This is a genomic window from Bacillus sp. SIMBA_154, assembly GCF_046536015.1.
Classification (GTDB): Bacteria; Bacillota; Bacilli; order Bacillales; family Bacillaceae; genus Bacillus; species Bacillus pumilus_P.
Genome location: NZ_JAWJBV010000078.1, coordinates 1 through 406, shown reverse-complemented (window position 1 = coordinate 406; position 406 = coordinate 1). Strand labels below are relative to the sequence as shown.

1 protein-coding gene is annotated in these 406 nt (G+C 41.9%); it reads right to left on the bottom strand.

Annotation, left to right across the window (positions count from 1 at the left end; all coding sequences use genetic code 11):
* The coding region (locus tag R0K30_RS21175) for a transposase (protein ID WP_410612728.1) at positions 1-406 on the bottom strand (406 nt) is incomplete at both ends.

The window sequence follows — 406 nt, the reverse complement described above, 5'->3', positions numbered from 1 at the left end:
TGCATCGAAACTTTTTTCAGTCCTCGAAGTTTCGTCCATCGCATACCATGCTTTTCTTTTGCATCCGCAAAAACGCGCTCAATCGTTTCTTTCCGTTTTGCATAGATGTTCTTATTCATTTGAGTGTGTCTCAGATGGTCTGCTTCATCTAGGTAGTCCTGCCAAATATGTCGGTGTATCTGTTTGGTGTGATTTTGACTTTGTGTACAGTTCTCTAACAACGAGCAGGACTTACATACCTCTGAATCGGACGCATATTGCTTATATCCCTCTCTAGTCGTTGTACGATAAGAGAGGATTTGCCCGTTTGGGCAAATGTAACACTCAAAATGTGCGTCATACACGTATTCATTCTTTTTTAAGTAACCAGCTTTTGTTCTCGGACGAGTGTAAGGCATGACAGGTC